This window comes from Kyrpidia tusciae DSM 2912 (assembly GCF_000092905.1).
Lineage (GTDB): Bacteria > Bacillota > Bacilli > Kyrpidiales > Kyrpidiaceae > Kyrpidia > Kyrpidia tusciae.
On record NC_014098.1, the window covers coordinates 159,168 to 177,829 of the forward strand.

Below are 18,662 nucleotides of genomic sequence, written 5' to 3' on the forward strand. Positions count from 1 at the left end.
TCGGCGAAAGGAGGGTGTACGTGTGGCGCCCCGATTGTTAGAGCGGTACAAGCGGGATGTGATTCCCGCCCTCATGCAGAGATTCGGCTACAGGAACGTGATGCAGGTTCCGAAGGTTGAGAAGGTGGTCCTCAACATCGGACTTGGGGAGGCGGTTCAGAACCCGAAGGCTCTCGATGCGGCGGTTGATGATTTGACGGCGATCTCCGGCCAGAAACCCGTGGTCACCTGGGCTCGCAAGTCCGTGGCCAGCTTCAAGCTGCGGACGGGAATGCCCATCGGAGTCAAGGTCACTTTGCGCGGAGAGCGGATGTATTATTTTCTGGATAAGCTGTTCAACGTCGCGTTGCCGCGGGTTCGAGACTTCCGCGGCGTGTCGCCCAGGGGTTTTGACGGGCGCGGAAACTATAGTCTAGGACTTCGGGAACAACTGATTTTCCCGGAGATCGATTACGATAAAATCGACAAAGTTCGCGGCCTGGAGGTCATCATCGTAACCACAGCGGACAGCGATGAAGAGGCCCGGGAGCTGTTGGCGCAGTTGGGTATGCCCTTTCGGGCGAGCTGATCCACCGATACCAGGGGGAGGTGTGCTGCGTGGCGAAAAAATCGATGATCGTGAAGGCGCAGCGCAAGCCGAAGTTCAAGACTCGGGCGTACACCCGCTGCCAGCTGTGTGGCCGTCCGCACGCGGTCTTGCGCAAATTTGGCGTCTGCCGGATCTGCTTCCGGGAACTCGCCTATCAAGGGCGGTTGCCGGGGGTCAAGAAGGCAAGTTGGTGAGGGAAAAGTTTTGACCGTTGACGGGTTCAGGAGGGAGGGTAATTGCCATGGTGATGACCGATCCGATCGCCGATATGTTGACGCGCATCCGTAACGCCAACCTGGTCGGGCATGAGAAGGTCGAGATTCCGGCGTCCAACGTGAAGCGTGCCATCGCGAACATCCTAAAAGAAGAAGGGTTCATCCGGGACGCTGAATTTATCCCCGACAACAAACAGGGCATGATTCGGGTGTTCCTCAAGTACGGGCCGAACAATGAGCGGGTGATCACCGGACTGAAGCGGATCAGCAAACCCGGCCGCCGTGTGTACGTGAAGAATGACGGCGTGCCCAGGGTTTTGGGCGGACTGGGCTTGGCTATTCTATCGACGTCCCGGGGGATTATGACCGATAAAGATGCGCGGCGAAACGGTGTGGGCGGCGAAGTCATTTGCTACGTGTGGTGAATACGAGGGCGGGAACGGAGGTGAAGGAGCTTGTCTCGGATTGGAAGAAAACCCATTGAAATTCCGGCCGGCGTGGAGGTGTCCATCGAGGGGCAGACGGTGACCGTCAAGGGACCGAAGGGCACTCTGACCCGGAATATCCACAAAGATATGGTCGTCACCATCGAGGGCAACCAGGTTGTGGTGACCCGGCCCACTGACGAGAAGCTGCACAAAAGTTTGCACGGGACCACCCGCAGCATCATCGCCAACATGGTGGAGGGCGTAACGAAAGGCTTCCAGAAAAACCTCGAACTTGTGGGCGTGGGCTATCGGGCAGTGAAATCCGGCAATAAGGTCACCCTGTCTTTGGGCTTCTCACACCCCGTCGAATTGGTGCCCGATGCCGGCATCGAAATCGATGTCCCGGCTCCCAACAAACTGGTGGTGAGCGGCATCGACAAGGAGCAGGTTGGCACGGTGGCGGCGTCCATCCGGCGAATTCGAGAGCCTGAACCGTATAAGGGCAAGGGCATTAAATACGAAAACGAAAAGATTCGGCGCAAAGTGGGTAAGACCGGAAAGAAGTGATGGCCGTGTGAAGGCTGCAGACGCCATTTGGTCTGAGAAGGGAGGTTATAATCATGGCGGCGAGTGTGAGTCGGAAAGAAGCGCGCCATCGGCGCCATCTGCGGGTGCGTAAGAAAGTGTTCGGCACCCCCGACCGGCCGCGGCTAAACGTGTTTCGCTCGGCGAGGCACATTTACGCCCAGGTGATCGACGATACCAAAGGCCATACCTATGTGGCGGCGTCCACCCTGGACCCGGAATTGCGGGGGCAGATCGGCTATGGAGGCAATGTGGAGGCGGCCCGTAAGGTGGGAGAGTTGGTGGCGAAGCGGGCGCTGGAGAAGGGGATCTCGAAGGTTGTCTTCGACCGCGGCGGGTATTTGTACCACGGCCGGGTGCGGGCACTGGCGGATGCCGCGCGGGAGGCGGGCCTGGAATTCTAATTGACAGGCGAAGGAGGGGAAGACATGCGCGTTGATCCAAACCAGTTGGAACTGACGGAAAAAGTTGTGGCGATCAACCGGGTGGCCAAAGTGGTTAAAGGTGGGCGCCGATTCAGTTTTAGCGCTGTTGTCGTCGTCGGAGACGGCAACGGATGGGTGGGGGCCGGTTTGGGAAAGGCCGGAGAAGTGCCGGACGCTATCCGCAAAGGGATCGAAGATGCAAAAAAGAACCTGTTTCACGTCCCGCTTCGGGGGACCACTCTCCCCCATGAAGTGGTGGGCCATTTTGGCGCAGGAAAAGTTTTGTTGAAGCCGGCTTCCCCGGGTACCGGCGTCATTGCCGGGGGTCCGGTGCGGGCGGTGCTGGAATTGGCCGGTGTGAAGGATATCCTGACCAAATCCTTGGGTTCCAACAATCCTTTGAACATGGTGAATGCCACCATCACCGGGCTCAAACAATTGAAGCGACCGGAAGAAGTGGCCCGGCTGCGCGGCAAAACGCTTCAGGAAATCCTGGGATAGGGGGGAGAGATCGTGGCGAGACTGGCCATTACCCTGGTCCGGAGCACCATCGGCCGACCAGAAGATCAACGGGCGACGGTCCGTAGTCTCGGTCTTCGTAAAATCCGGGACACTGTGGTGCACGAGGACACCCCGACGATTCGCGGGATGGTGAAAAAGATCGACCATTTGGTGCGGGTCGAGGAAGTGGCCGAGTGATCAAAAGCACGCAGAGGGGGTGGAACGATTGAAGCTGCACGATCTCAAGCCGGCGCCTGGTTCGAAAAAGGCGCCCAAACGGGTGGGCAGGGGAATCGGATCGGGCCTCGGAAAGACGGCCGGCCGCGGCACGAAGGGGCAGAAAGCGCGCTCGGGCGGCGGCGTTCGCCCGGGGTTCGAAGGCGGCCAGACGCCCTTGTACCGCCGGCTGCCGAAGCGAGGGTTCAGCAACGCCCCGTTCAAAAGAAACTGGGCTGAGGTGAACGTCGGCAAGTTGAATCGTTTTGCACCGGGAACCGTGGTCACCCTGGAGATGCTCCGGGAGGCGGGCCTGGTCAAAGGGGCAAAGGACGGGGTGAAGATTCTCGGGCAGGGGGATCTGGAAGTCAGTATCACGGTTAAGGCGAACGGATTCTCCAAGTCGGCCATGGAAAAAATCCAGGCGGCCGGCGGCACCGCTGAGGTGATTTAACATGTTCCAAACCATCGCGGGCATGTGGAAGGCCCGGGATCTCAGGAATCGGGTGCTGTTTACCCTCGGCATTCTCGCTGTATTTCGAATCGGGTCGTTCATCCCCGTGCCGAGCGTAAACGCCACGGTTCTCAAACAACTCGGGGAGAACCCCGTGTTTGGATTGTTAAACACCTTTTCAGGCGGTGCTCTGCAGAATTTCTCGCTCTTTGCGATGAGTATCACGCCGTATATCACCGCTTCCATCATTGTACAACTGTTGTCGATGGACGTGATTCCGCGATTCGCGGAATGGGCCAAGGAAGGGGAGCACGGAAGGCGCCGTTTGGCCCAGGTGACGCGCTACTTGACAGTGGTGTTAGGATTGATACAGGCGGTGGGCCTGTCGATTTCGTTCAATCGGACATTGCCGGGTCTGATTGTGAACCCCGGGGTCGAAACTTACGCGGTCATCGCGATCACATTGACGGCTGGAACCGCATTTTTGATGTGGCTCGGCGAGCAGATCACGGAAAAGGGGATCGGGAACGGCATTTCCATCATTATTTTCGCCGGGATTGTCGCCCGATTGGAAGGGGCCGTCCGGACCGTTTACCAGAGCTGGTTCTACCAACATCCGGACCAACTGTTCCTGAACATCGTGAAGGTCGTCCTCATGTTGGTGGGAATCGTGATTGTGGTGATGGCTGTAATTTTTGTCCAGCAGGGCGTGCGCCGGATACCCGTCCAGTATTCCAAGCGGGTGGTGGGACGGCGCATGTACGGGGGGCAAACCACCCACATCCCCCTGCGGGTGAACGCGGCCGGCGTGATTCCGGTGATTTTCGCCACCTCCTTGCTCTTGTTCCCGGCGACCATCGCCCAGTTCTTTCGAGGCCATTGGTTTGCCGACTGGGTGATGACGATATTCAGCTATCAATCCACCACCTATCTGGTCCTGGAGGTTCTCTTGATCATCGGGTTTACGTTCTTCTATACGTATGTCCAGATCAACCCTCAGCAGCTGGCGGACCAGATGAGAAAGTACTCCGGCTTCATCCCGGGTATTCGACCGGGTAAAGCCACGGAAGCGTTCATCATCCGAGTGATGAACCGGATCACCTTGGCCGGTGCCCTGTTTTTGGCGGCGGTGACCGTTTTGCCCATCTTGTTTGGAAATCTCACCGGGCTAAACCTGTATTTTGGGGGAACAGGGCTGTTGATCGTCACCGGGGTGGCTCTGGAAACGATGAAGCAAATCGAGAGCCAGTTGTTGCAGCGGCATTACCGGGGCTTTATTCGGTCATGAAAGGCAGGGATGAAGATGCGGATCGTGTTCATCGGGTTGCCCGGGGCCGGGAAAGGAACCCAGGCCGCCCGGATCGTGAAGGATTATGGGCTCGCTCATCTGTCCACCGGGGATATGTTCCGGGCGGCAGTGGCCGAGGGAACCGAACTGGGGTTGAAGGCTAAACAATATATGGATCAGGGGCAATTGGTGCCCGATGATGTGACCATCGGCATTGTGCGAGAAACTTTGTCGAAGCCCGACTACCAGAAGGGTTTTCTGCTGGATGGCTTCCCCAGAACCGTTCCCCAGGCTCGGGCGTTGGATGACATTCTTGACTCCCTGGCCACAGCGTTAGACCATGTCATCTACATCGAGGTCTCCAGGGAGACTCTGGTGGAGCGCCTCACCGGTCGGCGGGTGTGTCGGCAGTGTGGTGCCAGTTACCACGTCGCTTTCCGTCCGCCAAAACGCGAGGGGATCTGCGATGTGTGCGGAGGGGAACTTTATCAGCGCAGTGACGATACCCCAGATACGGTGGGGAAACGCCTGGATGTGAACCTTCGTCAAGTGGATGCGCTCCTCGACTATTATGAGACCAAGGGCCTTGTCCGACGTGTGGAAGGCGAGAAGCCCATCGACGAAGTCTACCAGCAAATCCAAGAGATTCTGCGAGGTCGACCGTCATGATTGTGAGCAAGTCGAAGGCGGAACTGGAATGGATGAGGGAAGCAGGGCGGATTGTCGCCCTGGCCCTGAAAGAGACCGCGCAAGCGGTGGAACCTGGGATCACCACCCGGGAACTGGACCGCATCGCCGATCACGTGATTCGCAAAAACGGGGCGATACCGTCTTTTAAAGGCTATCACGGCTACCCGGCTTCTATCTGCGCCTCTGTAAATGAAGAATTGGTTCACGGTATTCCTGGCGACCGGAAACTGGTGGAAGGTGATATCGTCAGTATCGACATCGGTGCCCAGTATCACGGTTACCATGGTGACGCGGCGATCACAGTGCCTGTCGGCTCAATCAGCGAAGAGGCCAGGCGCCTGCTCGACGTCACCGAGGCGTCCCTGTACAAAGGGATCGAAAAGGCGGTGGTCGGCAACCGCCTTTCGGACATTTCCCATGCCGTTCAAGTCTATGTCGAACAACACGGGTTCTCCGTGGTGCGCGATTACGTGGGACACGGGGTGGGTCAAGAGATGCACGAAGACCCGCAAATTCCGAATTTCGGGCCGCCCGGACACGGCCCCAGACTCAAACCCGGTATGGTCCTCGCCATCGAGCCGATGGTCAATGCCGGTTCCTACCACGTCAAAACCCTGCCCGATAACTGGACGGTGGTGACGGTGGACGGTTCGCTGGCGGCTCATTTTGAACATACCGTCGCCGTTACCGAAGGGGAACCGGAGATTCTGACCCGCCTGTGAGCGAGGTGGTGCCGGAGATGGCGAGAGTGCACTCCACGCCTGAGATCGGCGAAATCGTTGAAGTGCGGCAGGGACGAGAGGCCGGTCGATATATGGTTGTGATCGATCGGTCTGAAGACCGCTGGGTCTGGCTGGCAGACGGGCAAGGTCGAACGGTGGAGCGACCGAAAAAGAAAAATGTCCTCCATGTCCGGCCTACGGGCAAACGCGCCGGGAAGGTCCTAGAACGGCTTCATACAATGGGAAAGGTGACCGACGCCGACCTGAGATACAGCCTTCGGATCTTTCACCAAGAACAGTCAAAGGATGCCAGAGAAGACGGCGGAGACGCAGAAAGGGGAGTGGATTGATGGCCAAAGAGGACGTCATCGAGGTCGAGGGCACTGTGATCGAGCCTTTGCCCAACGCGATGTTCCGGGTCGAGTTGCAAAACGGGCACAAGATCTTGGCCCATGTGTCGGGGAAGATCCGCATGCATTACATCCGTATTCTCCCCGGGGATCGCGTGACGGTGGAGTTGTCGCCTTACGACTTGACTCGCGGTCGCATCACGTATCGCTATAAGTGACAGGCCTCAGCGACTGTCCGGACGAAGGCGCTCACAGGGCGGCCGGGGAATCCGGCGCCCGGAGGATGCATGGGCGCCCGGCGGCGGAAGGAGGGAGCACCGTGAAAGTTCGTCCGTCTGTAAAACCGATCTGTGAAAAGTGCAAGGTGATTCGGCGCAAAGGCGTCGTGATGGTCATCTGTGAGAATCCCAAGCATAAGCAGCGCCAGGGTTGATTGGAGGCCCGACCTCCGGGCCTTGGTTGTACGAGCCCAGGATGTGAGGATCTTTCACTGATTCCAATGAACTCGAGGAGGTGGAACCTATGGCACGAATCGCTGGTGTGGATCTTCCGCGAGAAAAACGGGTGGAGATCGGCCTGACCTATATTTACGGCATTGGCCGTCCAATGTCGAATCGAATTCTTCGGGAAACAGGGGTGAACCCCGATACCCGAGTCCGGGATCTCACCGATGAAGAGGTGGCGCGGCTTCGGGAGTACATCGACAGGAACCTGAAGGTCGAAGGAGACCTTCGCCGGGACGTGGCGATGAACATCAAGCGCCTGACCGAAATCGGCTGCTACCGCGGGCTGCGGCATCGCCGGGGGTTGCCGGTGCGCGGACAAAGGACGAAAACGAACGCCCGCACACGAAAAGGGCCGCGCCGCACGGTGGCCGGGAAGAAAAAATAAAGTGCACGATCTAGATGAAAGGAGGACGGGACTCTATGGCAAAACCGAAACGCAGGGCGGCCACCGCCACTCGCATGAAACGCCGGGACCGAAAGAACATTGAAGCGGGCATCGCCCATATTCGGTCCACGTTCAACAATACCATCGTCACCATTACCGATGGTGCGGGAAACGCCATTTCCTGGGCCAGCGCCGGGAACGTCGGATTCAAGGGCTCTCGGAAAAGCACGCCTTTTGCCGCCCAGATGGCCGCCGATTCTGCTGCCCGGAAGGCTATGGAGCACGGGATGCGAACGGTGGAGGTCTATGTCAAGGGACCGGGAGCGGGACGGGAAGCGGCGATTCGTTCGCTGCAAGCGGCGGGCTTGGAAGTGAGCCTGATCAAGGACGTGACCCCCATTCCGCACAACGGCTGCCGTCCGCCAAAGCGCCGGCGCGTCTGATTGGGGTCCGGAACAATTCGTTGAGTATACAAATGATCAGGAGGTGTCTATACTAGAATGGCAAGATATACCGGTCCGGTTTGTCGACTGTGCCGGCGGGAGGGCGTCAAGCTCTATCTAAAGGGCGAGCGCTGCTATTCCGACAAATGCGCCATTGACCGACGCGGATACGCACCGGGTCAGCATGGTCAGGGCCGCCGGAAACAGTCCGAATACGGCATTCAACTGCGGGAAAAACAAAAAGCTCGCCGGACTTACGGTGTGCTGGAGAAACAGTTCCGACATTACTATGAAGAGGCGAACCGGCAGCACGGGGTCACCGGTGAGGTGCTCCTCCAGTTGCTCGAGCGGCGCCTCGATAATGTCGTGTACCGGTTGGGGTACGCTGCCTCCCGGGCTGAGGCGAGGCAGTTGGTGCGTCACGGTCATTTTACGGTGAATGGGCGCCGGGTGGACATTCCTTCGTACCAACTGAAAGAAGGGGACGTTGTGGCCGTGAGGGAAAAGAGCCTGGAATCCCCGCGGCTCAAAGAGCTGGTAGAGACCGCCGACAGCAGGACGGTGCCTGCGTGGCTCGACCGGGATTCAGCCACGGCTTCCGGAAAGGTCCTCCGTATCCCCACCCGAGACGAGATTGACACGCCGGTACAGGAGCAGATGATCGTCGAGTTGTACTCGCGGTAATGCCGGGTAAAGTTCCACCCGGCTCTCGGCCGATCGCCGCGAACCGGACTGTCGAGATGGTCGAGAAGGAGGGTCACGTGGATGATCGAAATGGAAAAGCCGCGATTGGAGACGGTCGAGATCAACGAGTCTGGGACCTACGGCAAGTTTGTGATCGAGCCGCTTGAGCGTGGCTACGGTACCACCTTGGGCAACGCCTTGCGGCGCATCCTGTTGTCGTCGTTACCCGGGGCTGCCTGTACGTCGGTCAAGATCGACGGGGTACTCCATGAATTTTCGACCATTCCCGGGGTTGTGGAGGACACGACGGAGATCATTCTGAACTTGAAACACCTGGCCTTGAGGATCCATTCGGATGAGGAGAAAACCCTCATCATCGACGCCGAAGGCGAGGGGGAAATCAAGGCCGGGGACATTCAAGCCGATTCGGATGTGGACATCCTCAACCCCGAATTGCATATCGCCACTTTGGCGGAAGGGGCGCGGCTGTACGCCGAGATTAAAGCCGCCCGGGGGCGGGGTTATGTACCGGCCGACCGGAATAAAAACGAGGAGCAGCCGATCGGCGTCATTCCCATGGATTCGATTTTTACTCCGATCAGTCGGGTGAATTACAGTATCGAAAACACCCGGGTCGGCCAGGTGACCGATTATGATAAATTGACCTTTGAAGTGTGGACGGACGGAAGTATTCGGCCTGACGAGGCGGTCAGTTATGGGGCCCGGATCCTCACCGAGCACCTCACCCTATTCCTCGGCCTCACCGATCAGCCCCGGGCCGGCGATGTGTTGGTGGAACGGGACGAGCAGCGCCGGGAAAAGGTGCTCGACATGACTATCGAGGAGTTGGACCTTTCCGTCCGTTCCTACAACTGTCTCAAACGGGCGGGAATTAACACCGTGGCCGAATTGTGCTCGAAAACCGAAGAGGAAATGATGAAAGTCCGCAATCTCGGCCGAAAGTCCTTGGAAGAAGTTCAAGAGAAACTGGCCGAGTTGGGTTTGGCCTTGCGCCAAGAAGAATAAGGTCGGCAGAAAGAAGGGAGGGAGTACCCGTGTCGTATCGAAAGCTGGGAAGATACTCGTCAGCACGCAAAGCGCTCTTCCGCAGCCTGGTCACAGATTTGTTCATGTATGAGCGCATTCGCACCACTGAGGCCAAGGCGAAAGAAGTGCGCAAAGTGGCGGAGAAAATGATCACCTTGGCAAAACGGGGGGATCTTCACGCCCGGCGCCAGGTGGCGGCTTTTGTCTATAAAGAGACGGCAGACGAAGACACGAATCAGGATGTGGTGCAAAAGTTGTTCAGCGAGATTGCACCCCGGTACCAGGAACGCAACGGCGGCTACACCCGCATCCTGAAGCTGGGTCCGCGCCGGGGGGACGCTGCACCCATGGTTTACCTTGAACTGGTGGAATAATTGTTTCTGACAACAACCGCGCGGGCGAGGTTTGTCCTCCGGGGGCAAGCCTCGTTTTCCGTATGCTTTGGGAGAGATACCCGGACGCTCCAGGCCCACCGGCTAGGAAAGGGGCGCGGCGGTGTACGTTAAGGCGAAGGTGGGTTACGATGGGACCGATTATCACGGATTCCAGCGGCAACCCGGCCTGAGAACAGTTCAGGGGGTGCTGGAAGGGGCCTTAGGGGAGTTGGCCGGCCGGGAGGTTTCGATTGTCGGGGCGGGGCGGACAGATGCCGGAGTGCACGCCCGGGGACAGGTGATCGCCTTCGAGTGGCCGGGACCGATTCCCTGGCAGCGATTAGAGCGGGTTTTGCTTCGGCGGCTGCCGGAAGATCTGGTGGTATCCAATCTTGAACCGGCGCCGGAGTCCTTTCACCCGCGTTTTTCCGCAGTGGGCAAATGCTATCGTTACACCCTGGATCAAGGGGTGTATCCCTCGGTGTTTCTCCGCCGCTATACGTGGCACGTACCGACTCAGATGGATCTGGGGTCGATGCGCCGGGCGGCCCTCGCGGCTGCAGGGACTCACGATTATACCAGCTTTTGCGCCGCCAGCACTCCGGTACAGAACAAGGTGCGGACGGTATACGCCATCCGCCTGGCCGAGGAGCCGCCTTTTGTCCACCTTTACGTGTTTGGCAACGGCTTTCTGTACCAGATGGTCCGCATCCTGGTCGGCACCCTGGTGGAGGTGGGGATCGGGAAGCGATCGGTCGAGTCTATCTCCGGGATTTTGGCCGCCCGGGATCGTCGGGCGGCGGGAGTGACGGCCCCTGCTAAAGGGCTGACCTTGTGGGACGTGTACTATGAGACGGGCGATTTCACCCGAGCTTGGAGCGGTTTTCTTGACTTGACTGCGGCAGCTCAGTACAATGAGCATGGAGTTTTCGGCCCATGGAACCACGAGGGTTGAAATGATAGGGCGGAGGGAAACAGTTCATGCAAACGACATTCATGCAGAAAAAGGAGGACGTGAAACGCCGGTGGTACGTGATTGACGCGACCGGGCAGACGGTAGGCCGTTTGGCCTCGGAGATTGCCGTCATTTTGCGCGGAAAGCACAAGCCCGAGTATACGCCTCACGTGGACACGGGAGATCACGTTGTTGTCATCAACGCGGATAAAGTCGTGTTTACGGGTAAAAAGTGGACGGATAAACTGTATCGGCGGCATTCCGGCTATCCTGGCGGGTTGAAAGAGATGCGGGCCAAGGACGTCCTTGCCCGATATCCCGAACGCATTCTGTATTACGCCGTAAAAGGCATGTTGCCACACAATCCGTTGGGCCGAAGTCAGTTGAAGAAATTAAAAGTGTACGCCGGTCCGGATCATCCCCACGAAGCCCAGCAGCCCGTTCCGTGGCAGCCCGGAACGGTGAGAGGAGGGAAGTGACGCCTATGGCACAGGTGCAATATTGGGGAACCGGGAGACGGAAGGAGTCTGTCGCCCGGGTGCGGCTTTACCCTGGGGATGGGCAGATTCTGATCAACCGGCGGCCATTGGAAGAGTATTTTGGCCTTGAGACGTTGAAATTAATGGTAAAACAACCGCTCATTCTCACGGACAGCCTGAACCGCTACGACGTTCACGTGAATGTAAAAGGCGGCGGGATCTCAGGTCAGGCCGGGGCCATCCGTCACGGCATTGCCCGAGCCCTTCTGAAAGTCGATCCCGACCTTCGCACGCCGCTGAAAAGGGCGGGATTGTTGACCAGGGATCCCCGCATGAAGGAGCGCAAAAAGTACGGGTTGAAAAAAGCCCGCCGCGCTCCCCAATTCTCCAAACGTTAACCACAAGCCCGTCGGCGCCCAAGCGTCACGGGCTCTTTTTTGCGGTGAAAGGCAGTGCTTTCCTCGTTGTCTTTTCCTGAAGCAGTGGGGTACAATGCCCTAAAGGAGGGCGAAAGCCATGGCTGCACTGACAGAGAAGACGGTGCTTGATGCGTTGCGGCCCGTCCAAGATCCGGAAGCGCATCGCAGCATTGTCGACCTCGGGATGGTTCGAAAAGTGGAGATTGCCGGCGGGTTCGTCACCGTTGAGGTGGCGTTAACGATTAAAGGGTGTCCTTTGCATACGGTGATTCAAGATGAAGTGGAAAAGGCGGTTCGCAACCTGCCGGGGGTCACCGACTGTCGAGTGATTCTGGCGACGATGACCGACGAGGAGCGGGCCCGCTTCCGGGATGTACTCCAAGGGGGCACCGGGGCTGAACGGTCTCAGGGGGTTGAAGATGTACCGCCCTTGCTGCGGCCCAATGTGCAGACCCGTTTTGTGGCGGTCACCAGTGGCAAAGGTGGAGTTGGAAAATCCACGGTGACGGCGAACCTCGCCCTGGCCTTGGCCCGGGACGGTTACCGAGTGGGTGTGATCGACGCAGACATCTACGGGTTCAGCATTCCGGGCCTGTTCGGAGCGGCGGATCGAAAACCGACGGTGATTGATGAGCTGATCATGCCGGTCCAGGCCGAGGGTGTCAAGATTATGTCGATGAACTTTTTTGTCCCAGAGAATACCCCGGTGATCTGGCGCGGACCGATGCTGGGCAAGATGCTGCGAAATTTCTTTGCCGAAGTCCACTGGGGGGACCTGGACGTTATGCTGCTCGATCTTCCTCCTGGCACTGGCGATGTCGCCTTGGATGTCCATCAATTGTTGCCCAAAGCCGGGGAGTTGATCGTGACCACTCCGCAGCGCAACGCCGCAGACGTGGCCGTGCGGGCCGGTATGATGGCGAAAAAGACCGGCCACGAAATTCTGGGCGTTGTGGAGAACATGGCCTATCGGGTGTGCCCTCATTGCGGCGGCCGGGATGAACTTTTCGGCCGGGGCGGAGGCCAGCGGGTAGCGGATGAGCTTAAGGTCAAGGTGCTGGCCCAGATCCCGCTACAGCCAGAGACCCTTGGGGAGACCGGCCTTTACGAGCCCGATACCCCCGCGGGCCAGGCTTTCGACGATTTGGCGAAGATTGTGGGGGGGCTGGTGTCCGCCGGGTTAGCCGGTTGAAGCGAGCCGTCTTGGACAAGGCGCGGAGGGGCATCCCATTAGGCAGACAGGAAGGGCCGCCACGCGGGGTGCTGGGCCGTGCCTCTTCCCCGGGGCTGCCCGGTTCACCCTCCGCCCATATCTTGACTCTGCTGATCCTGATCCCCGCCGCCCCCGGAGGATTGTCCGCCTCCTTGTTGCTGGCCGCCCTGTCCCCCTTGTTTGCCTTGCCCGGCCTGAGGGCCTATTTCTCGTACGGCCTGTTTCAGGCTATCCGTAAAAAGCAGTCGAAAACTCGGATTCTGAAGGGCCTCCTGCATCACTTTCATGGTTTGCTGGCGGTATGGCGGGGAAGACATGAGGCTCAGGATTTGCTTTTGAAAGTCTGGGCTTTTCATCAAATCGAGCATCATCTGCTGGTATTCAGGGTCTTTCATGAGATCTTTCAACAACTGGCGATTTTGCTCCTTCAAGGCGTCAGCCAAAGCTTTTGCGAACTGGGGTTGCTGAAGTTGTTGTTGCAGCAAGTTTTTGTTTTCGCCCTGGGTGAGGGCGGTGGTGAGGGCTTTTTGCATATCGGCATCGGACAGGATCAGAGACCGTTTGAATTCCTGGCTCTGAACCGTTTGGCGCAGGGTATCCATTCCTTCTTTAGAATGGAGAATATCCAGCACCATACTCTTGGTTTCTTGATAAGGGTGCTGTCCTTGCTGGGGCTCAGGACCGGACGATCGTGCACATCCTTCAGCCAGGGAAACGGCACACAGGCCCAGAAGGAACATCCATCGCCACCCACGTCTCATAGACCGTCCACCTCCCTCCGATCATCAGTTGTAATATGGGCGGGCAAACGGTCGTTATTCGAGACTTTGCCGGGAAGAAAGAGGATGCGGATGTGAATCTTCAGAGATTGTTTTTTCTCATCGGCACCACAGTGATTGTGGGCGTGTCCGCGGGCGCAATTGCTGCTCTTGTAACCCACATCGACCCGCTGCACGGGGCGATTGTGGGGGGATTTATCAGCGCGACCAGCCTTATGGGGCTGTGGGCTTATTTAACCTTGAATTACCTGATTCAAGGCTTTCTCCCCCGGGCTTTTTGGGATGCCGTCCAGCTCTTCCTTGTGGTGGTTGTCGCGGTGGATCTGGTCTACGCCCGCCACCTGGCAGCCGGGGGAGCGGGAGGGTGGACACCTTACGTCACTTACGCCCTGTTTCCCTTGACTTGGGCCCTGGTGGCGGCCGGAGCTCGGGCCTTGATATCGGGAATCCGGGCTTTTATCCCCGGCTTCTTCTATCTGTTTGTCTTTACCGTTGTGGAGTGGTTTCCGGCGTTGAAAGCGGGAACGGGCATGCCGACTCTCCAGATCGGCATCGTTCTTTTGGTGTGCAATACGTATTTGCTATTCGTCCTACGCCGCCTCACTGCACATCCCGTCGCCCCTTCCAAGGACGGGCGACGGGATGTGCAGCCGGATCCTCGGTAACGTTTCGGACGCCGGGCCCCTGCGGCCCGGTTTCTTCCTGGCTTGGGGCTCACTCAAGTTTGCTTTTGGGTGAAGCGTCCTGAAGCAGCTCCGAAACGGTGACAAACTCGAATCCTTTTTGTCGTAGGCCGTCGATGATGGCCGGAAGTGCCCGGTCGGTCTGTTTGCAAGTGTCGCTGGCGTGCAGCAAGATGATGTCGCCGGGTACCGCCCGTGTTAAGACCCGTTGGGCGATCGCGCCAACGCCAGGGTTCTTCCAGTCCAACGAGTCGGTGTGCCATTGGATCACCGTATAACCCATGTCGTGGAGGGTGCGCAAAACCCGCTTATCAAAATCGCCGTTCGGGGTGCGGATCAAGCGAGTTTTGACTCCTGTAACGTCATAAATCGCTTGCTCCGCCTTGGTGACTTGACTGCGGATCCAGTCATTGCTGTGTTCGGTAAAATTGTCATGTTTGTAGCCGTGGCTGCCGATTTCATAGCCCATGTCCCGAATCCGCTTGGCGATCGCTGATTTTTGTAGGGTCCAAGGCCCGGAGAGGAAAAATGTCGCTTTTGTCACACCTTTGTTTTTCAAGACATCCAATACTTTGGGAGCCATTTGATCTCCCCAACTGATGTCGAATGTCAGGGCTACGATTTTTCGGTTGGTATCCACTTTGTAGATGGCGGACGGCGGTTGTTGGCCAACCAATGTCGCGATGGCTCCGCTCTGCCAGTAAAATACGGCCATGAAGAGTACGACCGTGGCGGCGGCGATAAGGATCTGTGTCAATGTCCTCGCACGCCAGATGACGAACATCGCTTGTCCCTCCCTTGCACCGTCTGCAGTTTGTACATATGGGTATGCTTTGTGCACAAGGTATAGCATGGATAAGAGATTAAGCCCTCATGCGCCGGATTTCATTCGGGGGATTCCGGCAGGGCAGCGGCCGCCTGACCTCGAAAGGACGCAGCACGGGACGGGAGATTGCAACGGGGGTGAACCCATGGGGCGGTGGATTTGGATCAATCGAGGATACCTGTGGACGGCGGTGGTGATTTTTGCAGTCGGGGTGGCGACGGGATACTTGGCATCTGATCCCCTGCGACAAGTTCTTATGTCGCAACTGACCCAGATCCGGGACCTGGCAGGGCAGGTGCGGGCAGTCGACAACCCCGCCTACACGGTTATGGTGATTTTTCTCAATAACGCCAAGGTCGCTATATTTTTCCTGTTGACGGGGATTCTCGCCGGAATCCCTGCCATCGTTGGCGTTTTTGGCAATGGGGCTTTGATCGGGTTCGTCTTAGCGACGCTCCATCATCAGGGGGTGCCTGTCGGGTCCGTTTTGCTATACGGGATCCTGCCCCACGGGATTTTTGAGATCCCCGCGTTTTTAATCGCCGCGGCCTTCGGTTTGAAATTGGGCTGGGGATGGTGGCGTCCCGCCAATGGGTACACTCGAAGAGAGGCGTTTTTTCAGGGATGGAGAGATGCGTTCCGGGCGGCTGGGGTGGCGGTGGTGATGCTGGCAGTCGCCGCCGTGGTGGAAGGCACCGTGACGCCGTATCTGTTGAGCCGCTACGTATTGCAGGGCTAGAGGTGGGGGTGGGGGGATGATGGTGGCCAGAATCGAGGTCCTCGGCGTCCCGTTGGATCTGGGGCAGGGACGCCGAGGGGTGGACATGGGGCCCAGTGCCATTCGGTATGCGGGTCTTCAGGACCGAGTGAGGGCCCTCGGGTTTGAGGTACAGGATCTCGGCAACGTGTCGGTGCCGGAACCCGAGGCCAAGGAAATCCAAGATCCGAAGTTGAAATATCTTCCAGAAATTGAACGTGTCAGCGAGGAGATTGCAGCCAGGGTTTCGGAAGTCCTCAAACGCGGGTCGATGCCCGTGATCCTCGGCGGAGATCACAGCTTGGCCATCGGTTCTCTGGCCGGCGTGGCATTGGCCAAGGCGCGGGTCGGGGTGATCTGGTTCGACGCCCATGGGGATATGAATACCCAGGAAACCACTCCCTCCGGCAATATCCACGGAATGCCTCTGGCGGCGTCTCTGGGGCTCGGACACCCCGGTCTGACCCGGGTGGCGGGGTTTGCCCCGAAGGTTCGACCGGAAAATGTGGTTCTTGTTGGCGCCCGGTCTATCGATGAAGGTGAGGCGCGCTTGATTCGGAAGTCGGGGCTGCGCGTGTTCACCATGCATGAGATCGATCGGCAGGGCATTGGAGCGGTGATGGAAGAGGCGATCCGCATCGCGTCCCGGGGCGTAGACGGGGTTCATCTGAGTTTGGATTTGGATGCCTTGGATCCCATGACCGCCCCGGGGGTGGGAACCCCGGTGCGGGGAGGGATCACTTACCGAGAAGGACACCTGGCCATGGAACTTCTCGCCGAAGCGGGAGTCTTGTGTTCCGTAGACGTGGTGGAGGTCAACCCGATCTTGGATGTCGCCAACCGGACGGCCGAGATGGCGGTGGACCTGTTGTGCTCGGCTCTGGGGAAAAAGATCCTGCCGGATTCTTGAGCGAAAAGGGCGAAAGGGGTCACCGGCGAAACACCCGGTGTATTTTTTTTGCCCTTTGCCCGCCAAAATCCTATTGACTTGATTTAAATAGTAGGGTTATTATATCCCCATATTCCAATTAAACATATTTGTTATTCGGATAATAGAATTGAGCAAAGGGCAGGCACAATCCTGGGCCCGTGCCCGTATCGTGGTAAAGCCGGTCAGAACCGCAGATCATTCGAAATGGAGGTGCGATCGTGGAGCATGTCACCCGTGTTCCCGTTATGAGCCCGGAGGAAGTGAGGGCTTGGGCGGAAGGTCTGGAGGGCTGCCCGCCCGAAGAGATTCTGGAGTGGGCCCTGGAGCGGTTCTCTCCTCGCATTGCGTTGGCTTGCAGCTTTGGAGTCGAAGACGTGGTACTGCTGGATATGGCGACAAGAATTCTCCCCCATGTCCAAATTTTTTATTTGGATACGGGGCTGTTGTTCCCGGAAACTTACGAGGTCCGAGATCGCGTCGTGGACCGGTACCGGCCGAACCTCCGGCGGGTAACTCCTCAACTTGATCTGCGCCAACAAGCAGTCGAATACGGCGAGGCGCTTTGGACCCGGGACCCCAATACGTGCTGCCGACTGCGCAAAGTTGAGCCCCTCCGCGACGTCTTGGCGGAACAAGATGCCTGGGTGACGGGGATTCGTCGGGAACAATCCCCGACCCGGGCCGGAGCCAAAGTCGTCGAAGTGGACCGTAAGTTCGGGCTGATCAAAGTGAATCCCCTGGCCGGATGGGACAGCCGGCAGGTGTGGAATTACGTGCATACACACGAGGTCCCGTACAATTCTTTGCACGATCGCGGATATCCGAGCATCGGCTGCGCCCCGTGCACACGTCCGGTGCGGCCGGGGGAAGATCCCCGGGCCGGTCGATGGGCCGGCTTTGACAAGACAGAATGTGGACTTCACGGATAGCTCGAATCGGGAGGGAGGGTTAGTGGGTCTGGAGATTTCCCTCGGCGGGTTTGCGGTGGGTTTACTCATCGGCTTTACGGGCATGGGGGGAGGGTTCCTCATGACCCCGATGTTGATCCTCCTTTTCGGTGTTCACCCTTCGGTGGCGGTGGGGACAGACCTCGTTTATGCATCGATCACCAAATTTGTGGGGGCGTGGCAACATTGGCGCCAGGGCACAGTGGATCTTCGGGTGGTTAAGGTTTTGGCGGCGGGGAGCGTGCCGGGGGCGGTGGCCGGTGCAGCAGGCGTCCAAATCTTTCACGGATGGTTTGGCCCGGGTTTTGAGGGAATAATGAGTCGGGTTCTCGGGCTTGCGTTTTTGGTTGTGAGTGCCGTGCTCCTTCTTCGAGCAGCCATCCCGGGTCCTGGTGGGGGCAGTGGAGAGATGTCCCGACCGGCGGCCTGGAAGCTGGTCACGCTCGGTGTGGTGGGCGGGGGGATTGTCGGCCTGACTTCGGTGGGGAGCGGGTCATTGTTTATTGCGCTGTTGACCTTTCTTTATCCCGTATCCGCGTCCAGGCTGGTCGGCACCGATATCGCCCATGCATTTATTGTGAGTGCAGTGGCGGGTTTGGTGCATTTTGCCGCCGGGACGGTGGATCTGCCCCTGGTGGGTTGGCTGCTCGTCGGCTCTTTACCGGGCATCGTACTCGGCAGCCGATTGTCCAAGCGAGTTCCCGACCGGATCGTGCGCCTCGGGCTGACCGTCATGCTGGTGGTCTCGGGGTTGAAATTGTTGTAAAGGAG

At 58.3% G+C, this 18,662-nt stretch carries 30 protein-coding genes; 28 read left to right on the forward strand and 2 right to left on the reverse strand.

The window, feature by feature from the left end:
- Positions 1-22: 22 nt before the first annotated feature.
- The 23 genes from rplE (at position 23) to BTUS_RS00970 (ending at position 12,947) form a co-directional block, all read left to right on the forward strand.
- Positions 23-568 carry a 50S ribosomal protein L5 gene (rplE, locus tag BTUS_RS00860; protein ID WP_013074236.1) on the forward strand — a complete coding sequence of 182 codons (546 nt, stop codon included), beginning with the start codon at positions 23-25 and terminating at the stop codon, positions 566-568.
- A gap of 29 nt (positions 569-597) precedes the next feature.
- Positions 598-783, forward strand: coding sequence for a type Z 30S ribosomal protein S14 (locus BTUS_RS00865; protein WP_013074237.1), 186 nt, complete (start codon positions 598-600; stop codon positions 781-783).
- Between the two features lie 47 nt (positions 784-830).
- Complete coding sequence (gene rpsH / locus BTUS_RS00870; RefSeq protein WP_013074238.1) at positions 831-1,229, forward strand: 30S ribosomal protein S8; 399 nt, start codon at positions 831-833, stop codon at positions 1,227-1,229.
- 30 nt (positions 1,230-1,259) lie between these two features.
- Entirely contained in the window at positions 1,260-1,799 is a 540-nt protein-coding gene (gene rplF, locus BTUS_RS00875; RefSeq protein WP_013074239.1) for a 50S ribosomal protein L6, read from the forward strand.
- Between the two features lie 53 nt (positions 1,800-1,852).
- Complete coding sequence (gene rplR / locus BTUS_RS00880; RefSeq protein WP_013074240.1) at positions 1,853-2,221, forward strand: 50S ribosomal protein L18; 369 nt, start codon at positions 1,853-1,855, stop codon at positions 2,219-2,221.
- Positions 2,222-2,245: 24 nt separating this feature from the next.
- Positions 2,246-2,743, forward strand: coding sequence for a 30S ribosomal protein S5 (gene rpsE, locus BTUS_RS00885; RefSeq protein ID WP_013074241.1), 498 nt, complete (start codon positions 2,246-2,248; stop codon positions 2,741-2,743).
- Positions 2,744-2,755: 12 nt separating this feature from the next.
- Positions 2,756-2,941, forward strand: coding sequence for a 50S ribosomal protein L30 (gene rpmD / locus BTUS_RS00890; RefSeq protein WP_013074242.1), 186 nt, complete (start codon positions 2,756-2,758; stop codon positions 2,939-2,941).
- A 28-nt stretch (positions 2,942-2,969) separates the two neighbouring features.
- Positions 2,970-3,413 (forward strand): 50S ribosomal protein L15, encoded by a 444-nt coding sequence (gene rplO, locus BTUS_RS00895; protein WP_013074243.1) that lies wholly within the window; start codon positions 2,970-2,972, stop codon positions 3,411-3,413.
- Position 3,414: 1 nt separating this feature from the next.
- The gene (gene secY, locus BTUS_RS00900; RefSeq protein ID WP_013074244.1) at positions 3,415-4,701 is read left to right on the forward strand and encodes a preprotein translocase subunit SecY; all 1,287 of its coding nucleotides are present in this window, start codon (positions 3,415-3,417) and stop codon (positions 4,699-4,701) included.
- A gap of 15 nt (positions 4,702-4,716) precedes the next feature.
- Positions 4,717-5,370 (forward strand): adenylate kinase, encoded by a 654-nt coding sequence (locus BTUS_RS00905; RefSeq protein WP_013074245.1) that lies wholly within the window; start codon positions 4,717-4,719, stop codon positions 5,368-5,370.
- The gene (gene map, locus BTUS_RS00910; protein WP_013074246.1) at positions 5,367-6,113 is read left to right on the forward strand and encodes a type I methionyl aminopeptidase; all 747 of its coding nucleotides are present in this window, start codon (positions 5,367-5,369) and stop codon (positions 6,111-6,113) included. Before BTUS_RS00905 ends, map begins: the two co-directional genes overlap by 4 nt.
- Before the next feature lie 17 nt (positions 6,114-6,130).
- The gene (locus BTUS_RS00915; RefSeq protein WP_013074247.1) at positions 6,131-6,463 is read left to right on the forward strand and encodes a KOW domain-containing RNA-binding protein; all 333 of its coding nucleotides are present in this window, start codon (positions 6,131-6,133) and stop codon (positions 6,461-6,463) included.
- Positions 6,463-6,681 carry a translation initiation factor IF-1 gene (gene infA, locus BTUS_RS00920; RefSeq protein ID WP_013074248.1) on the forward strand — a complete coding sequence of 73 codons (219 nt, stop codon included), beginning with the start codon at positions 6,463-6,465 and terminating at the stop codon, positions 6,679-6,681. Before BTUS_RS00915 ends, infA begins: the two co-directional genes overlap by 1 nt.
- 101 nt (positions 6,682-6,782) lie before the next feature.
- On the forward strand, positions 6,783-6,896 hold the full coding sequence (rpmJ, locus tag BTUS_RS00925) for a 50S ribosomal protein L36 (RefSeq protein ID WP_013074249.1): 114 nt from the start codon (positions 6,783-6,785) through the stop codon (positions 6,894-6,896).
- 89 nt (positions 6,897-6,985) lie between these two features.
- On the forward strand, positions 6,986-7,354 hold the full coding sequence (rpsM, locus tag BTUS_RS00930; RefSeq protein ID WP_013074250.1) for a 30S ribosomal protein S13: 369 nt from the start codon (positions 6,986-6,988) through the stop codon (positions 7,352-7,354).
- 35 nt (positions 7,355-7,389) lie between these two features.
- The gene (gene rpsK, locus BTUS_RS00935; protein WP_013074251.1) at positions 7,390-7,797 is read left to right on the forward strand and encodes a 30S ribosomal protein S11; all 408 of its coding nucleotides are present in this window, start codon (positions 7,390-7,392) and stop codon (positions 7,795-7,797) included.
- 57 nt (positions 7,798-7,854) lie between these two features.
- A complete protein-coding gene (gene rpsD, locus BTUS_RS00940; RefSeq protein WP_013074252.1) occupies positions 7,855-8,481 on the forward strand; it encodes a 30S ribosomal protein S4 in 627 nt (208 codons plus the stop codon).
- A gap of 81 nt (positions 8,482-8,562) precedes the next feature.
- Positions 8,563-9,507 carry a DNA-directed RNA polymerase subunit alpha gene (locus BTUS_RS00945; protein WP_013074253.1) on the forward strand — a complete coding sequence of 315 codons (945 nt, stop codon included), beginning with the start codon at positions 8,563-8,565 and terminating at the stop codon, positions 9,505-9,507.
- A gap of 29 nt (positions 9,508-9,536) precedes the next feature.
- Positions 9,537-9,902 (forward strand): 50S ribosomal protein L17, encoded by a 366-nt coding sequence (gene rplQ, locus BTUS_RS00950; protein ID WP_013074254.1) that lies wholly within the window; start codon positions 9,537-9,539, stop codon positions 9,900-9,902.
- Positions 9,903-10,023: 121 nt separating this feature from the next.
- Positions 10,024-10,857: a tRNA pseudouridine(38-40) synthase TruA gene (gene truA / locus BTUS_RS00955; protein ID WP_013074255.1), complete on the forward strand. Its 834-nt coding sequence runs from the start codon at positions 10,024-10,026 to the stop codon at positions 10,855-10,857.
- Positions 10,858-10,883: 26 nt separating this feature from the next.
- Entirely contained in the window at positions 10,884-11,336 is a 453-nt protein-coding gene (rplM, locus tag BTUS_RS00960; protein ID WP_013074256.1) for a 50S ribosomal protein L13, read from the forward strand.
- A gap of 5 nt (positions 11,337-11,341) precedes the next feature.
- A complete protein-coding gene (rpsI, locus tag BTUS_RS00965; protein ID WP_013074257.1) occupies positions 11,342-11,734 on the forward strand; it encodes a 30S ribosomal protein S9 in 393 nt (130 codons plus the stop codon).
- Between the two features lie 118 nt (positions 11,735-11,852).
- Positions 11,853-12,947 (forward strand): Mrp/NBP35 family ATP-binding protein, encoded by a 1,095-nt coding sequence (locus BTUS_RS00970; RefSeq protein ID WP_013074258.1) that lies wholly within the window; start codon positions 11,853-11,855, stop codon positions 12,945-12,947.
- A gap of 104 nt (positions 12,948-13,051) precedes the next feature.
- On the opposite strand, the gene gerD is transcribed toward BTUS_RS00970, so the two are convergent.
- Positions 13,052-13,729 carry a spore germination lipoprotein GerD gene (gerD, locus tag BTUS_RS00975; RefSeq protein WP_013074259.1) on the reverse strand — a complete coding sequence of 226 codons (678 nt, stop codon included), beginning with the start codon at positions 13,727-13,729 and terminating at the stop codon, positions 13,052-13,054.
- Positions 13,730-13,821: 92 nt separating this feature from the next.
- Here gerD and BTUS_RS00980 point away from each other — a divergent pair, with 92 nt between their 5' ends.
- Entirely contained in the window at positions 13,822-14,412 is a 591-nt protein-coding gene (locus tag BTUS_RS00980) for a KinB-signaling pathway activation protein (RefSeq protein ID WP_013074260.1), read from the forward strand.
- A 49-nt stretch (positions 14,413-14,461) separates the two neighbouring features.
- Here BTUS_RS00980 and pdaB read toward each other — a convergent pair whose 3' ends face one another.
- Positions 14,462-15,214, reverse strand: coding sequence for a polysaccharide deacetylase family sporulation protein PdaB (gene pdaB / locus BTUS_RS00985; protein ID WP_013074261.1), 753 nt, complete (start codon positions 15,212-15,214; stop codon positions 14,462-14,464).
- Positions 15,215-15,401: 187 nt separating this feature from the next.
- Here pdaB and BTUS_RS00990 point away from each other — a divergent pair, with 187 nt between their 5' ends.
- The 4 genes from BTUS_RS00990 (at position 15,402) to BTUS_RS01005 (ending at position 18,657) form a co-directional block, all read left to right on the forward strand.
- Positions 15,402-15,995 (forward strand): stage II sporulation protein M, encoded by a 594-nt coding sequence (locus BTUS_RS00990; protein WP_013074262.1) that lies wholly within the window; start codon positions 15,402-15,404, stop codon positions 15,993-15,995.
- Positions 15,996-16,014: 19 nt separating this feature from the next.
- Entirely contained in the window at positions 16,015-16,923 is a 909-nt protein-coding gene (rocF, locus tag BTUS_RS00995) for an arginase (protein WP_041304600.1), read from the forward strand.
- Positions 16,924-17,189: 266 nt separating this feature from the next.
- Complete coding sequence (locus BTUS_RS01000) at positions 17,190-17,873, forward strand: phosphoadenylyl-sulfate reductase (protein ID WP_041304603.1); 684 nt, start codon at positions 17,190-17,192, stop codon at positions 17,871-17,873.
- A gap of 22 nt (positions 17,874-17,895) precedes the next feature.
- Positions 17,896-18,657 carry a sulfite exporter TauE/SafE family protein gene (locus BTUS_RS01005; protein ID WP_013074265.1) on the forward strand — a complete coding sequence of 254 codons (762 nt, stop codon included), beginning with the start codon at positions 17,896-17,898 and terminating at the stop codon, positions 18,655-18,657.
- Positions 18,658-18,662 lie beyond the last annotated feature (5 nt).

Excerpts from the sequence above, each read along its gene's own strand:
- rpsH (WP_013074238.1), top strand. The coding sequence starts at position 831 with ATGGTGATGACCGATCCGATCGCCGATATGTTGACGCGCATCCGTAAC.
- rplR (WP_013074240.1), top strand. The coding sequence starts at position 1,853 with ATGGCGGCGAGTGTGAGTCGGAAAGAAGCGCGCCATCGGCGCCATCTG.
- rpsE (WP_013074241.1), top strand. The coding sequence starts at position 2,246 with ATGCGCGTTGATCCAAACCAGTTGGAACTGACGGAAAAAGTTGTGGCG.
- secY (WP_013074244.1), top strand. The coding sequence starts at position 3,415 with ATGTTCCAAACCATCGCGGGCATGTGGAAGGCCCGGGATCTCAGGAAT.
- BTUS_RS00905 (WP_013074245.1), top strand. The coding sequence starts at position 4,717 with ATGCGGATCGTGTTCATCGGGTTGCCCGGGGCCGGGAAAGGAACCCAG.
- map (WP_013074246.1), top strand. The coding sequence starts at position 5,367 with ATGATTGTGAGCAAGTCGAAGGCGGAACTGGAATGGATGAGGGAAGCA.
- BTUS_RS00915 (WP_013074247.1), top strand. The coding sequence starts at position 6,131 with ATGGCGAGAGTGCACTCCACGCCTGAGATCGGCGAAATCGTTGAAGTG.
- infA (WP_013074248.1), top strand. The coding sequence starts at position 6,463 with ATGGCCAAAGAGGACGTCATCGAGGTCGAGGGCACTGTGATCGAGCCT.
- rpsM (WP_013074250.1), top strand. The coding sequence starts at position 6,986 with ATGGCACGAATCGCTGGTGTGGATCTTCCGCGAGAAAAACGGGTGGAG.
- rpsK (WP_013074251.1), top strand. The coding sequence starts at position 7,390 with ATGGCAAAACCGAAACGCAGGGCGGCCACCGCCACTCGCATGAAACGC.
- rpsD (WP_013074252.1), top strand. The coding sequence starts at position 7,855 with ATGGCAAGATATACCGGTCCGGTTTGTCGACTGTGCCGGCGGGAGGGC.
- BTUS_RS00945 (WP_013074253.1), top strand. The coding sequence starts at position 8,563 with ATGATCGAAATGGAAAAGCCGCGATTGGAGACGGTCGAGATCAACGAG.
- rplM (WP_013074256.1), top strand. The coding sequence starts at position 10,884 with ATGCAAACGACATTCATGCAGAAAAAGGAGGACGTGAAACGCCGGTGG.
- rpsI (WP_013074257.1), top strand. The coding sequence starts at position 11,342 with ATGGCACAGGTGCAATATTGGGGAACCGGGAGACGGAAGGAGTCTGTC.
- BTUS_RS00970 (WP_013074258.1), top strand. The coding sequence starts at position 11,853 with ATGGCTGCACTGACAGAGAAGACGGTGCTTGATGCGTTGCGGCCCGTC.
- gerD (WP_013074259.1), bottom strand. The coding sequence starts at position 13,729 with ATGAGACGTGGGTGGCGATGGATGTTCCTTCTGGGCCTGTGTGCCGTT.
- pdaB (WP_013074261.1), bottom strand. The coding sequence starts at position 15,214 with ATGTTCGTCATCTGGCGTGCGAGGACATTGACACAGATCCTTATCGCC.
- BTUS_RS00990 (WP_013074262.1), top strand. The coding sequence starts at position 15,402 with ATGGGGCGGTGGATTTGGATCAATCGAGGATACCTGTGGACGGCGGTG.
- rocF (WP_041304600.1), top strand. The coding sequence starts at position 16,015 with ATGGTGGCCAGAATCGAGGTCCTCGGCGTCCCGTTGGATCTGGGGCAG.
- BTUS_RS01000 (WP_041304603.1), top strand. The coding sequence starts at position 17,190 with ATGAGCCCGGAGGAAGTGAGGGCTTGGGCGGAAGGTCTGGAGGGCTGC.